This window comes from Nocardia sp. NPDC050718 (assembly GCF_040654235.1).
Classification (GTDB): Bacteria; Actinomycetota; Actinomycetes; order Mycobacteriales; family Mycobacteriaceae; genus Nocardia.
In genome coordinates this window covers 646687-659292 of sequence record NZ_JBFAHQ010000004.1, presented here as the reverse complement: position 1 = coordinate 659292, position 12606 = coordinate 646687, and the positions used below count along the sequence as shown (strand labels likewise).

At 71.0% G+C, this 12606-nt stretch carries 10 protein-coding genes; 2 read left to right on the top strand and 8 right to left on the bottom strand.

Features of this window, described 5'->3' with window-relative positions; genetic code table 11:
* Positions 1 to 220: 220 nt before the first annotated feature.
* Positions 221 to 913 carry a hypothetical protein gene (locus AB0H54_RS22030; protein WP_357347323.1) on the top strand — a complete coding sequence of 231 codons (693 nt, stop codon included), beginning with the start codon at positions 221 to 223 and terminating at the stop codon, positions 911 to 913.
* A gap of 4 nt (positions 914 to 917) precedes the next feature.
* On the opposite strand, the gene ligD is transcribed toward AB0H54_RS22030, so the two are convergent.
* The 4 genes from ligD to AB0H54_RS22010 form a co-directional block, all read right to left on the bottom strand.
* The gene (gene ligD / locus AB0H54_RS22025; protein ID WP_355271852.1) at positions 918 to 1919 is read right to left on the bottom strand and encodes a non-homologous end-joining DNA ligase; all 1002 of its coding nucleotides are present in this window, start codon (positions 1917 to 1919) and stop codon (positions 918 to 920) included.
* On the bottom strand, positions 1916 to 2995 hold the full coding sequence (locus AB0H54_RS22020; RefSeq protein WP_355271854.1) for an ATP-dependent DNA ligase: 1080 nt from the start codon (positions 2993 to 2995) through the stop codon (positions 1916 to 1918). The genes ligD and AB0H54_RS22020 overlap by 4 nt, the downstream gene beginning before the upstream one ends.
* A 126-nt stretch (positions 2996 to 3121) precedes the next feature.
* The gene (locus AB0H54_RS22015; protein WP_357347566.1) at positions 3122 to 4987 is read right to left on the bottom strand and encodes an amino acid transporter; all 1866 of its coding nucleotides are present in this window, start codon (positions 4985 to 4987) and stop codon (positions 3122 to 3124) included.
* 182 nt (positions 4988 to 5169) lie between these two features.
* On the bottom strand, positions 5170 to 5559 hold the full coding sequence (locus AB0H54_RS22010) for a cold shock domain-containing protein (RefSeq protein WP_355271856.1): 390 nt from the start codon (positions 5557 to 5559) through the stop codon (positions 5170 to 5172).
* A 254-nt stretch (positions 5560 to 5813) separates the two neighbouring features.
* On the opposite strand from AB0H54_RS22010, the gene AB0H54_RS22005 reads away from it, so the two are divergent.
* Positions 5814 to 7301 carry a condensation domain-containing protein gene (locus AB0H54_RS22005; protein WP_357347320.1) on the top strand — a complete coding sequence of 496 codons (1488 nt, stop codon included), beginning with the start codon at positions 5814 to 5816 and terminating at the stop codon, positions 7299 to 7301.
* Here AB0H54_RS22005 and AB0H54_RS22000 read toward each other — a convergent pair whose 3' ends face one another.
* Genes AB0H54_RS22000 through AB0H54_RS21985 form a run of 4 tightly spaced genes read right to left on the bottom strand, consistent with a single transcriptional unit; the run spans position 7302 to position 12574 of the window.
* Positions 7302 to 8621, bottom strand: a complete 1320-nt coding sequence (locus AB0H54_RS22000; protein WP_357347317.1) for a pyridoxal-phosphate dependent enzyme — start codon at positions 8619 to 8621, stop codon at positions 7302 to 7304.
* On the bottom strand, positions 8621 to 10018 hold the full coding sequence (locus AB0H54_RS21995) for an alanine racemase (RefSeq protein ID WP_357347315.1): 1398 nt from the start codon (positions 10016 to 10018) through the stop codon (positions 8621 to 8623). The genes AB0H54_RS22000 and AB0H54_RS21995 overlap by 1 nt, the downstream gene beginning before the upstream one ends.
* The gene (locus AB0H54_RS21990) at positions 10015 to 11265 is read right to left on the bottom strand and encodes a heavy-metal-associated domain-containing protein (RefSeq protein WP_357347314.1); all 1251 of its coding nucleotides are present in this window, start codon (positions 11263 to 11265) and stop codon (positions 10015 to 10017) included. Before AB0H54_RS21990 ends, AB0H54_RS21995 begins: the two co-directional genes overlap by 4 nt.
* A 31-nt stretch (positions 11266 to 11296) precedes the next feature.
* Positions 11297 to 12574 carry an aminotransferase class V-fold PLP-dependent enzyme gene (locus AB0H54_RS21985; RefSeq protein WP_357347312.1) on the bottom strand — a complete coding sequence of 426 codons (1278 nt, stop codon included), beginning with the start codon at positions 12572 to 12574 and terminating at the stop codon, positions 11297 to 11299.
* Positions 12575 to 12606: the final 32 nt, after the last annotated feature.

The window sequence follows — 12606 nt, the reverse complement described above, 5'->3', positions numbered from 1 at the left end:
TCACCTCATGACCAGCATGGACCCGTCGATGGTGGGGAGGCAAAGGTGTTTGCCGGTTCGTTACCCGTGTCCATGCCCCTGGATTCGGGGGCGAACCGCAGGTACACGCATTTGTCGTTTGCGCTGACCGACCGCCCCGGAGTCCCTATTCTCGTCGCGTAACCCGGCGCCGCAAGTGGTTCGATTCCGCGCCGGGGGGATCGAGAGGGACCCGGGGTTGATGGCACGGTACGACGAATGGGACGACGACCCCGAGGAGGAAGCCGACGATCGGCGCTGGAACGGCCAGCGCTGGCCGCACGCGACCCAGGAAGAGGGTGCGGCGGGCGGCGCACGCGCCGACCAACCGCGGGTGAACCCGTACGCGATGGTCGCGCTCGCCGCCGCGCTGGTGCTGCTGTTCCCGATCGCGATCGTGTTCGGTCTGCTCGCGTTCGGACATCCGCGGGGGCGCGGGATCGCGGTGTTCGCGCTGCTGCTCGGCATCGCCGAGGTGGCCGCCCTGGCCACGGTGGGACTGGTGATGTTCGGCGGGCTCGACGTCGAGGTGCCGACGCTGGCCAAGGAGACGACGGTGACCTCGGTCTCGACCACGGTGCCGTCGCAGGGCGCGCCGACGGCCACCGCGACCGGGACGGTCCCGGTGCTGGGCACCGTCGTCGAGAAGGGCACGCCGTGCTCGGCGGACCGGGCCGGGCTGCTCGGCGTCGCGGCCGACGGCGCGACCCTGCTGTGCCTGCGCGCCGACGGCGCCTACACCTGGTCGGGCCCGTTCCGGGTGTCCGGGTCGTACTACACCGAGGGCACGCGCTGCGATCCCACGGTCGACAAGTCGGGGCGCACCTCCGACAACCACGCCCTGGTGTGCGAGGGCAAGGCGGGGGCGGGCACCTGGGTGCCCTGGACCGAATAGGTCCTCAGTCGGCCTTCTTGGCCCGGCTGGGCTGCACCCGCGGTGGCTCGTTCGGCATCTTCGGGTACTGCGGTGGCCACGGCGCGTCCATCAGGCCGGCCGCCATATCGCGCTCCGACATGGCCAGCAGCGGTTCGATCGACTGGGGCGCGCGGTCGGCCCACGGGTCGCCGAACTCGGCCAGCCGGGCGGGCACGGTGGCGAGGGTGAGCTCGTCGGGGACGACGGTGTCGAGATCGGCCCAGGCGATCGGGGTCGACACCTGACCGCCCACCTTCGGCCGCACCGACCACGCGCCGAACACGGTCTTGTGCGGTGCGTTCTGGTTGAAGTCGACGAACACCCGCGACCCGCGCTCCTCTTTCCACCAGTGCGCGGTGATCTCCTCGGGATGGCGGCGCTCCAGCTCCCTGGCCAGCGCGACGGCGGCCGCGCGCACCTCGTAGCCGTCCCACCGGGGTTCGAGCACGGCGTAGATGTGCAGGCCCCGTGAGCCGGAGGTCTTGATCCAGCTCTCGATGCCCAGTTCGGTCAGCAGGTCCCTGGTGCGCACCGCGGCCCGGCGCAGATCGTCGAAACCGATCCCGGGCGAGGGGTCGAGGTCGATCCGCAGTTCGTCGGCGATCCGTAGATCGGGCACATGATTGGGCCAGACGTGGAAGCCGAGGCAGCCCTGGTTCACCGCCCACAGGACGTGGGCGAGGTCGTGCGCGACGAGAGCGTCGCTGGTGGTGCCGTTCGGGGTCGACACCTCGACGGTCCGCAACCAGTCCGGCGCCGACTTCGGCACCCGTTTCTGGAACCACGACTTGCCGGACGCGCCGTCGGGATAGCGCTCGAGCAGCAGCGGCCTGCCGCCGATGACGCCCAGCAGCGGCTCGGCCACGGCCTGGTAGTAGCGCACCAGGTCGAGCTTGGTGTCGCCGCGCTTGCTGAAGTAGACCTTGTCCGGATTGCTGATCGACAGCGCGCGCCCGTCGACTTCGAGCTCCACGGCGGCGCTCATCGCGCACCGCCGAAGATCGCGTCGAGCTCGGCCGGGGCGACCTCGTCGAGCTGGGCGTAGGTGCACGAGTCCGGGGTCCGGTCGGCGCGGAAGCGGACCAGCCGTCCGCCGTGCCGGAACCGTCCCGATTGCACGTGCTCGTAGCGGACCTCCGCGACCAGTTCCGGCCGCAGCGGCTCCCAGGACAGATCCTTGCCGCCGGTCCATCGGCTCACCCCGCCCGGCATCTTGCCGTCGGCGGTGGCCTGGGCGGCCGCGTCGGCCCAGGTGCGCCACGGGTGATCGTCGAGCGCGTTCTCCCGCAGCGGTGCCAGCTCGCCGAGCAGTTCGCGGCGCCGGGCCGCGGTGAAACTGGACGCGACTCCGACATGATGCAGGTTCCGGTCGTCGTCGAAGAGGCCGAGCAGCAGCGAGCCGACCCCCTCGCCGTCCTTGTGCATCCGGTAGCCCGCGACCACGCAGTCGGCGGTGCGTTCGTGCTTGATCTTGAGCATCACGCGTTTGTCCTGGAGATAGGCCAGATCGTCGGCCTTGGCCATCACGCCGTCGAAACCCGCGCCCTCGAACCGGGTGAACCAGTCCTGGGCGACATCGGGGTCCTGGGTGATCGGGGTCAGGTGGATGCGGCCCGGCGCGGCCTCGAGCAGCGATTCCAGCGCGCGCCTGCGCTCGGTGAACGGTTCGGCGGTCAGATCGCGATCGTCGAGGGCGAGCAGATCGAAGGCGACGAAGCTGGCCGGTGTCTCGGCGGCCAGCTTGTTCACCCGCGACGCGGCCGGATGCAGCCGCTGCTGCAGCGTGTCGAAATCCAGGCCCTGATCGGTGACGACGACGATCTCCCCGTCCACCACACAGCGCTGCGGCAGCGCGGCTTTCAGCAGTTCGGCCAGTTCGGGGAAGTACCGGGTGAGCGGGCGGTCGTTGCGGGAACCGAGCTCGATCTCGTCACCGTCGCGGAACACGATGCAGCGGAACCCGTCCCATTTGGGTTCGTAGCTGAGCCCGGGCTCACGGGGTAACGACGGGGTCGATTTGGCCAGCATGGGGCGCACTGGCGGCATCACCGGTAGATCCATCCGATCCTCCTCGCGGGTGGGTTCACCCGTGTCGACGGCGCGAGCGTGCCCGATTCATCGGTGCGGGTTCGATCGTAGGTCGGCCCACCGACACCGGCGCGGACATCGCGCGCGGTGGTGTCACGCTCAGCTGTCGACGTGCACGTGCGGCCGCCGCGCCGGGTCCGGCTCGGCCCGCCGGATGATCTCCCTGGTCACCGGCGCGACCTCGCCTTCGCCGACGAACAGGAACTTCAGCAGGTTGACCAGCGGATTGCCTTCGGTCCATTCGAAGTACACGTGGGGTTCGAGCCCGGTGCGATCGCGGATCGCGAACAGGATCGCCGCGATCGAGTTGGGCACCGCGGTCGCCTGCACGCTCAGGACGTGGTGGCGCCCGACCTCGATCGCGGTCACCCGCAGATCGGTACTGAACTCCGAGGCGTCGCCGACGATCACCTCGAGGAACAGGATCGAGTCGGCGTCCGGGATGTGGCTCTCGCGCCGCTGGTCGGCTTCCTTCTCGTCGTACTCGGCGGGCACACGCTGATCGATGGCGTGGGTGACGATCCGGACGACGTCCGTCGCGGCGGCCCCGTCGATCAACGTGGCCGCCGCGTCGTCGAAGCTCACCTCGATGGCCCGCAGCTCGAACGCGCGGTGCGCCCGCGAGGCCAGCGACACCACGATGATCGCGAGGATGAACAGCGAGGCCAGGTGCACGCCCTCGGGCCGTTCGAAGACATTGGCGATGGTGGTGTAGACGAACACCGCGCTGACCACCCCGAAGCCGATCACCTTGCGCCGCTCGCCCTTCCGGTGCGCCGAGAGCGTCACCGCGATCGCGGCCGAGGTGATGAGCACCAGCACGCCGGTGGCGTAGGCCGCGCCTTGGGCGTCGACATCGGCGTCGAAGTACCAGGTGATCCCGAAGGCCACCGCCGCGAACACCAGCACCAGCGGCCTTACCGCCCGCGCCCACTCCGGCGCCATGCCGTAGCGGGGCAGATACCGGGGCACCAGATTGAGCAGCCCGGCCAGCGCGGACGCGCCGGCGAACCAGAGGATCGCGATGGTGGCGATGTCGTAGACGGTGCCGAAGCCGTTGCCCAGGTACTCGTGGGCCAGGTACGCCAGCGCGCGCCCGTTCGCCTGGCCGCCGGGCTCGAACTCCTGCTCCGGGATGAGCACGACCGTGATGAAGCTCGACACCAGCAGGAACGCGCTCATGATCAGCGCGGCGGTGGTGAGCAGTTTGCGCGCGCCGATGATCCGCCCGCGCGGGTACTCGGGGGTGTCGCCGGGTTCGCCCTTGATCAGCGGCATCACCGCCACGCCGGTCTCGAATCCGGACAGGCCGAGCGCGAGTTTGGGGAAGACCAGCAGCGAGACCGCGATCATCATCCAGACGCTGCCGTGCTCGGTGGTCATCGCGTGGGTCCAGTCGATCACCCGGTGCTCGCTGGTGAACACGTGCCACAGCCCGACCGCGCCGACGATCGCGTTGAGCGAAAGATACACCCCGACCAGGCCGACGGCGATCCCGATGGCCTCACCGAACCCCTTGAGGAACACCGCGGCCAGCAGCCCGAGCAGGATCAGCGTGATGATCAGGCGCGAGTCCTGCCAGGCGGCCGGGGCGAACGGGTTCTCGATGATGTGCGCGGCGCCGTCGGCGGCCGAGAGCGTCATGGTGATGACGAAGTCGGTGCACGCGAACCCGAGCAGCACCAGGATGAACAGCTTGCCCGACCAGCGCGGCAGGATGTCGGTGAACATCGCCAACGACCCACCGCCGTCCGGGCTTTCGCGCGCGACGCGGCGATACACCGGCAGCGCGCCGAACAGGGTGAGCGAGACCAGCACCAGCGTGGCCAGCGGGGAGAGCGCGCCCGCGGCGATGGCCGCGATGCCCGGTTGATAGCCGAGGGTGGAGAAGTAGTCGACGCCGGTCAGGCACATCACCCGCCACCACGACCGCTGATGCGGTTCGGCGTGCGCGACCGCGCGCATCGGTCCGGAATGCTGGGCGTGCTTCGGGTCCGCCACGCCGTCGAGCAACCAGGCGGTGAAGCGTGACTGATCGGTGGTCGTCGTCACCGTGACTCCCTGGGCGGTCGGTCAAGCAGCACCGCAGCTACCGGATCAGTCGGGAGTCTAGGTGGCCCGGCGGCGGTGACCGCGCAGGCGCGAGGTCAGCTGTCGAGCCAGCCGTGCTCGTCGGCGAAGGCGGTGAACCGCTCGCGAATGGTGATGATCTCGGCCGCGGTGAGTGCGGGGGAGGCTTCCAGCAGCAGCTCGGTGATCTGTCGGCGCAGGTCCTCGGCGCCGAGGCGGTCGCCGCCCGCGCGCTCCTTGCGCGACTTCGGCGCGGGCGCGGTGTGCCCCGCGGCGGTCAGGTTGATCGCCTTGGGTCCGCGATCGCCTTCGGTCACATCGAATTCGAAGAGTCTGCCCTGGCGCAATTCGTCCTCGTCGAGGCCGATGTCGTTGACGTGGACGAAGACATCGGGCCCGCCGTCGTCGGGCCGGATGAACCCGAATCCCCGTGACCCGTCGAACGACACCAATTTCCCGATGGACACCGACCAGCTCCTCGCTCCGCTTCCCGACGCCACTGTAACGCGGCTTTTGGGCGTTTTTCCGGGAAAGCGGACAGACAGCGACATCGCGGGGCCGCGGTCCGGTCGGCCCGACCGGACGTGGTCACAATCCGGTAACTGTTAGTTCACATCCGCTCGTTAGCGTTCCGAATCTGTTGGTACGGGCGTGGAGGTTGTCGCGAGTGTTCGACCCCGGTCGGGGAATCAGGTCGGGGGGCCACGAGGACGGTCGCGGTGTGCTGACGGCGCCGCGAGACGGGTCGGCGGCGGTGTGTTTCCGGCCGCCGGTACCGCCGGTCGTCCTGCTCGGGCCGCAGCCGCGTCCGGCGTATGTGCCGCTGGCGCCCGCCCAGGAGCGCATGTGGCACGCCGCCCGGCTCGGCCGCTCCGCGGACTGGAATGTCGCGCGGGCGCTGCGGCTGCGCGGTGCCGACGTGGACCGGGCCGCGCTGCGGTCGGCGCTGGAATGCCTTGTCGCCCGGCACGAACCGCTGCGCACGATCTATCCGGTGACCGAGTACGGCCCGGCCCAGCACGTCGTCGACCCGGCGGATCTGCACCTCGACATCGCCGAATGCGCCGTCCCCGAGGCGGACCTCCCGGCGGCCGTCGCCGCGCTGTCGGCGCGGGCCTTCGATCTCACCCGCGAGCCGCCGGTGCGGGCGCGGGTGTTCGTCGTCGGCCCCGACGACGTCGTGCTGGCCCTGGTCGTGCACCACATCTCGGTCGACGGCCGCTCGCTGGGCCCGCTGATCCGGGACCTGGTCACCGCGTATCTCGCGTGCCGCGACGGCACCGCGCCCGAGTGGTCGCCGCTGCCGGTCAGCTACACCGACTACACCCTGTGGAAGCACGCCCAGCTCGGTGAGTTCACCGACGAGTGGAGCCGCGCGACCCATCAGCTGCGCTACTGGGCCAACGCGCTGGCCGGCCGGCCCGCCCTGCTGGATCTGCCCGCGCGCGAACCCCAGTCGCCACCGGTCGACCCGGTCGCCGGTGCGCTGCTGCCGATCTCGTTCGACGCGCGCACCCATGCCGGTCTGCTGCGCGTGGCCCAGGACCGGCGGGCGAGCCTGTTCATGGTCCTGCAGGCCGCGTTCGCGGTGTCGGTCGGCGCGTTCGCCCGCAGCGCCGACGTCACCGTGGCCACCGCGGTCTCCGGGCGTGATCACCGCCTGCTCGACGACCTGGTCGGCAACTTCTCCGACGACGTGCTCATGCGGGTGCGCCTGGACCGGGCAGGCGACGTCGACGAGCTCGTCGACCAGGTGCGCCGGGTCGCGCTCGCCGCCTACGCCCACCCGGACACACCCAATCCCCGGCTCAAGCGCTGCCTGCTCCAGGACGCGGCGCTGCCGCTGTTCCAGGCGACGTTGATCCTGCAGCGGGCCGAGGCCCCGCGCACCGCCACCGAACCCCCTCCAGCCCACGGGCTCTCGATCACCGAGATGCCGACCGGTGTGATCAGGGCCAAGCACGATCTCGAGTTCGGGCTGACCGATCACTACGATCCGGTCGGCGCCCCGGCCGGTATCGACGGCTCGTTCCTGTACCCGGTCGCCCGGTTCGACGAGGAGACCGCGGACCGGTTCGTCGCCCGGTTCCGGGCCGTCGTCGGGCTTCTCGCCGACGGCTATCGCGGCCCGCTCGGCGCGCTGCTCGCGGCCACGGGCACCCGCCGGTCCCTCGCCGGCGTCCGCCGGGCGGCGCGGGTGCTGGTCTGATCAGCCGCCGCGTTCGAGCGGATGACCCGCGTCGCGCCAGGCGACGATGCCACCGGCCAGGCTGTAGGCGTCGTAGCCCGCGCGATGGGCCAGGGCGGCGAAGCGCAGCGAGGTCTCGCCGACCGGGCACACGAACACGACCGGCCGGGAGCGCGGGAACGGCATGCCCTGGGCGAGCATCTCGTCGAGCTGATCGTCGCGGATATTGAGCGCGCCGGGCACGTGCCCCACCCGATAGGCCATCGCGCCGCGGGTGTCGACGACGGTCGGCCTGCCGGTGCGGTCCAGCTCGGCCAGCGCCGCCGGGGTGAGCGTGGGCGCGGCGGCGGTGTCGTCGGGGCCGGGCGCGGCCGGGCCCGGCGTCGTCCCGAACAGATCCGGCCTGCGCTTGGCGATATAGGACAGGTACGGCTCGAGCCGGTCACACACGATGAGGACCGCGACCAGCGGCCGATCGTCCGGGCGCGGCGCCGCGGCGAGCGCGCGCAGGGCCGCGGCGTAGCCCGCGCCGCTGGTCGGCCCAGCGAGCACGCCGTAGCCGTGGATCAGCGCGAGGGTGGCATCGATGGCGGCGGCCGAGTCGACGGTGACGATGTCGTCGTAGAAGTCGGGCCGGAACAACCCGACATCCCACATCTCGCGTTCGGAGCGGATACCGGGAATGAAGTCGAACCGGTCGGAGACCACCCCGATGGTGCGCAGCCCCGGATGATGGGCGAGCAGCGCGGTCGCGGTGCCGCGGGTGGAGCCGGTGGTGCCGAGCCCGCCGATGAGGTAGTCGAGATGCGCGATGCCCGCCGCGGCGAGGTCGGCGGCGATCTCGGTGCCGGTGCCGTCGTGGTGGGCGTCGATATTGCGCTCGTTGGTGTACTGCGACGGATGGAACCACCGCTCGGGGGCCTGGCCGGTGGTCTGCGCGATCACCGCCGAGACGTCGTCGGCCGCGTGCGGATCCGGGCATTCGGACAGGCCCGGCAGCTCCACGATCTCGGTGCCGAGCAGTTGCAGCAGCTGCCTGACCTCGCCCACCCTGATCCGGTTGGTCACCGCCCGCAGCGGGATGCCGTGCAGCGCACCGAGGACTCGCAGTGCCTTGGCGGTGTTGCCGCTGGAGGCCTCGATGAACGACTGCCCGTCGGCGGCGATACGGTCCATGTCGGCGCGGATCATCGCCCAGGCGACCCGGTCCTTGACCGAGCCGAACGGATTGTGCGACTCCAGTTTCGCGTACAGCTCGACCCCGGCCAGCCCGTGCACCGCCGGGTCGAGGCGCAGCAGGGGAGTGTTGCCGATGAGCTCGGTGATGTGGGTGTAGACCATCACGGCACCCGGAAGTCCGCGTCATGGCACAGCGTGAAGCCGCTGTCATCGTGCAGCACAGCGATTTTCGCCACCACCGGATGCATACTGGCCTGCGCGGCGGACAGATCCATGTGATAGGCGCCGGTATTGGCGAACAGCACGGGATCACCCGGCGCGGGCACCCCGGCCACCCGCACCTTCCGCTGGGTGACCAGATCCCGCTCCAGACACAGCTGCCCGGCGAAGAACACCCCGCAGGGTTCGGCGAGCGCGGGTTCGGCGAGCACCACGGGGTCGATGAGCACCTCCTGATCGGCGGCGGTGACCGTGTCGCGGCTCAGGTCCAGATGCACCAGGGTCGCGCCGTTGCCCGCCTGCTTCACGAATTCGACACTGGCCAGGGTGATTCCGGCCTGATCGACCAGTGCCTTGCCGGGTTCGAGCCACAGCTCGAGCAGATTGTCGGCGAGGACCTGTCCGAGCCCGCGACCGCCGTGCCCGGGCAGCGGTGTCGCGAGCAGGTCGGCGAGGATATCGGCGGCCGATTCGGTATTGGCGTACTTGTGGAACACCGGTCCGCCGTGGATCGCCCCGCCGGACACGTGATAACCGAAGGAGGCACTGCCCCAGTGCAGCGCCTCGCCCCGGCCGAGCAGGCCCGCGCGCAAGGCGTGATCGTAGGCGTCGTAGCCCGCGGCGTCGGCGGTGAACACCTGACGCAACCCACCGCCGATATCGAGCACGGTCGGCGTCAGATCGTGGCCGTAGGCGCGCTCGACCAGATCCAGGCACGCGGCGACCGCCCGCACGCGTTCCGCGGTGGCGGCGGTGTCGAGGTGGAAGGCGAAACCCCGCAGCCGCAACCGATCGCGGTGCCGGGTGAGCACGTCGAACGCGGCGTCCACGGCCGTGAGATCGATACCGAAGCGGCTCGGCGCGCTCCCGGGGAATCCCGAGATACGCAGCAGGACAGGGACTGTCGTCCGCGCCAGGTCGGCTAGCGTCGACAGCTCCCACAGATTGTCGACATTGACCGTCACGCCCGCCGCGAGCGCCGCGCGCACCATGGCCACACCCTTGGGTCCGGTCGCCTCGATCCGCTCGGCCGGGAACCCGGCGGCCAGTGCGGCCGACAGCTCCCGCGCCGACGCGACATCGACGGAGATCCCTGCGGCCGCCGCGGTCCGCGCGAAGGCGGCCGAACGGTTCACCTTGTGCGCGTAGCAGATCCGGTACCGGCTGGCCCCCGCGTCGAGCACCCCGCGCAGCCCGGCCAGGTTCGCTGCGAAGACCTGGGGGAACAGCAGGTGCAGCGGCGAACCGTAGCGGTCCAGCGCGGCCCGCACAGCGGTCCGATCGGCCAGGAACTCGGCGACCAGCGGGGGGAGCGCGGCGGGGACGGCGGGCGGCGTCATCCCACCGCCGCGCCCGGCGCCTGCGCCGGCACGTTGTCGACCGGGTTGTAGCCGCCGTCGCGCAGCGCCTCGAACACCCGGAACCGATGGCGTGGACTGCGGATCCGCGCGCTCACCCGCTTGGACTCCAGATCGACCTCGGCCACCGGGATGTCCATCGATTCGAGCAGCGCGGTGATCGTGCGGACACAGTGTTTGCAGCTCATATCGGGCACGTAGAACACGCCGTCGTCGGCAAGCGCACCGTCGGGGACGTGCTCGGCGGTGTCCTCGACGACCACCACCGTGGCCGCCAGCGCGGCGAAGGTCTCGACGAACCGGTCGACCACTGTGGCCAGCACATGCACCGCCGCCCCACCGACCGCCTGCGGCGCCGCCGCGAGGCAGGCGGGCCGCGCGCCCGCGGGCAGCAGGGCGTATTGCCGGGAGACGAGATCCAGCTCGTCGTGGTACTTGGCCACCGCCGCCTCGGTGTCGAGACCCTCCTCGGTGACCGCCCGGCGCATCACCGTGTGCGCGTCGGCGATGGTGGCGTCCTTCATGGCACGCAGCACCGCGATCGAGTCGGCCGTGTAGCGCACGCTCCCGTCGGGCTGGGCGACCAGGCGCACCGGGATCATCCCGCGCCGGAAGGTGGAGGCCTGCAGCTCCCAGAACCAGCGCGTCGCGACGGCGGCGAAGATGCCGGAATCGCGCAGCCCCCTGGCGAAGTCGACGATCTCGCGGTACGGGGTGTCCGCCGCCACGAGCCCGTGCTGGGTCAACGCGCGTCCGGTGGCCTCCACCCCGACGCGGAAGATCTCGTGCGGATCGTGATCGGTGGTCGTGCCGACCAGCACCGCGAGATCGGGCGCGGGCAGCGTCGCCGCGCGTGCCACCAGGCCCGAGGCGGCCAGCTCCCGCCACAGCGTCAGCACCGTCTCCCTGGCCACCACGGCCAGCTCGGGACCGGCGCCCCCGGTGTGGAAATACCCGGTGTTTGGCACGCCCGCGCTGTCGGTCCAGGTGATGCGATGGGTCGCGCTGGTGACCTGGTCGGGGCGGCACGGCCGCATGAACCGCTCCAGATACATCCGCTGCGACTGGGTCAGCGCGCTGCCGGGCTCGGGGCGTAACGCGGTGGCGCGGACAGTGATCCGGGTCGGCGACGGCGGCTCGGCGGCCACGAACAGTCCCGGTGCGGCCAGCTCGGCCAGTACCCGGGACGCGGCCCGCCGATCGTAGTGCTGCGTGGGGTGCGTGCCCATGGGTTCCTCCTCGGCTCGGGACAGGAAATGGTCAGCGCCCGTGCCCGGCGAGGCCGGCCACGCAGGCGACGAAACGATCGATCTCGTCCAGGGTGTTGTAGAGGTGGGTGCTCACCCGCACCGAATCCGCGCCGGGCTCGGTGCCCGGCACGCAGTGCGCTCCGGTGCGGACCAGGAAACCGGCGTCGGCCAGCACGAAACCGAGATCGGTGGCACTGATCCCGTCGAGGGTGAACGAGACGATCCCGTACCCCACCGCGCACCCCGCGTAGGCGGGCCCCGGCAGGAACTCCAGACCGGGCAGCGGCCGCAACCCGTCGATCAGCCGCAGCGTGAGCTCCCGGTTGTGCGCGGCGATCGCGATCGGATCCAGCTCGTCGAGCAGATCGAAAGCCGGTGCGAGGGAAAGTATTCCGGGAATGTTGTAGGTGCCGCCCTCGAGCATTTCCGGCATCGAGCCGGTGATCAGTCCGGTGTCGCCGACCCGCACCCCGGAATGGCCACCGGGCAGGAACGGCCGCAGCCGGTCGTGCACCCGCCGCCGGCAGTACAGCAGGCCGATCCCGGGCGCGCCGAACATCTTGTGCCCGGCGAACACCGCGAAGTCGGCGCCGAGGTCGAGCACGTCGACCGGCAGGTGCCCGCCGCTCTGCGAGCAGTCGAAGCACAGCAGGATCTCCGGATCGATCCGGCCGCGCAGTTCCTCGAGCGTGGTCAGCCCGCCGTAGACATGGTGCAGATGGCTGGTGGTGATCAGCCGGGTGCGCGGACCCACCTGGGCCGCGATGTCGTCGATATCGGCCTCGCCCGCCGCGGTGCTGCGGTAGGGGCGCAGCACGATCCGGCGCCCGAACCGGGCCAGGGTGTCGCGCAGGTGGTGCCAGGGCAGCACGTTGGACGCGTGATCGGCGGGGTTGTAGAGGATCTCGTCACCGTCGTCGAGGACGGCCAGCCCCCAGCTGTGGGCGACGGCGCCGAGCGCCGCGGTCGCGCCGGCGGTGAACACGATCTCGTCGGGATGCGCCGCCCCGACGAACGCGGCGGCCCTGGACCGGACGGCGGCGATCCGCGCGGACAGCGCTGTCGCCCAGCTGTAGGTGCCGCGCCCGGCGTTGGCCGTGTGCTCGGCGTGATAGCCGGTGACGGCGGCGATCACGGTGTCCGGCTTCTGGGTGGTCGCGGCGCTGTCGAGATACACCACGGCGGGATCGGCCAGCGCGGGGAAGCGGTCACGGATCGTGGCGGGCACCGGGGTCGGCGCGTGCCGCGGCGCCGGAACGGCGGTCAGCTCGGGCCGGAGGGGGTGCACCAGATCAACGATACGCACTTTTCTGGTACGGC